Here is a 1,194-nt window from a genome sequence, read left to right as displayed (position 1 = left end):
GGATACACATTTTGAAGCAAATCACAACTACAAGCTTGTAGCGTCCTTTTGATACCGGTTGTACGTGCTAATGCAAAGATACACATTTTGAAGCAAATCACAACCCTCAGTTAGGTTACTTTGATAGAATCTTGTTGTACGTGCTAATGCAAAGATACACATTTTGAAGCAAATCACAACCAAATTCTGAGATACCCTCAGTTAGGTTACGTTGTACGTGCTAATGCAAAGATACACATTTTGAAGCAAAATCACAACCTGACAGAAGAAGCTATCGAAGACAAGGAGTTGTACGTGCTAATGCAAAGATACACATTTTGAAGCAAATCACAACTCTACCGCTTGCTATAAGATAATTGACTAGTTGTACGTGCTAATGCAAAGATACACATTTTGAAGCAAATCACAACTGAAACTCAATCACCCTAATAGGGAGATTTGTTGTACGTGCTAATGCAAAGATACACATTTTGAAGCAAATCACAACCACTGATGTTGTTTCTTCTGACGCTCCGCCGTTGTACGTGCTAATGCAAAGATACACATTTTGAAGCAAATCACAACAGTACTGCTTGCTATAAGATAATTGACTAGTTGTACGTGCTAATGCAAAGATACACATTTTGAAGCAAATCACAACAGCGTAGCAGTAGCTTCACCTGGTCATCGGTTGTACGTGCTAATGCAAAGATACACATTTTGAAGCAAATCACAACCAGTTCCATCAATTTTATATAACTCCTTAATTCCGCAGCATAAATTCTTGTAAGAACTCCAAGTGTCTGAGAAACAAAGTTCTCAAAACACTTGGATATGTCAGAAATTTCACCTATCTTAGTGCTGCAAACATAACAAGTAAGCAAAAATCTGACATGACAAAGGTAGCAATTAAAAACGAGAATATCACTTCTTTCGGTGGAATTTATCATATTATGGACGTTTTCTCAAAGTTGGGCTTTGAAAAACTTACCGAATCTGTATTGGGCAAACGTGGAAGTAGTGGCAAAGCATTCAGCCATGGAAGTATTTTCGGCTCTCTCTTCTTCAGTTACCTTTGTGGTGGAGAATGCCTTGAGGACATCAATGTGCTTATAGGGCAGTTCAAGCAGAGACCTAATACGCTATTACCCGGTGCCGACACTGTTGGGCGCGGACTAAAGGAGCTTGCTGAAGAGAACATTGTCTACAAGAGCG

Annotated in this window: 1 pseudogene; it reads left to right on the top strand. The window is 39.0% G+C overall.

Going from position 1 to position 1,194, the window contains the following annotated elements:
* Nucleotides 1–872: 872 nt before the first annotated feature.
* Nucleotides 873–1,194 (top strand): annotated as a pseudogene (locus HMPREF0666_RS15875) (IS1380 family transposase); the annotation flags it as partial.

Source organism: Prevotella sp. C561, assembly GCF_000224595.1.
In the GTDB taxonomy this organism is placed as follows: Bacteria; Bacteroidota; Bacteroidia; order Bacteroidales; family Bacteroidaceae; genus Prevotella; species Prevotella jejuni.
This window is presented reverse-complemented; position numbering and strand designations above follow the sequence as displayed.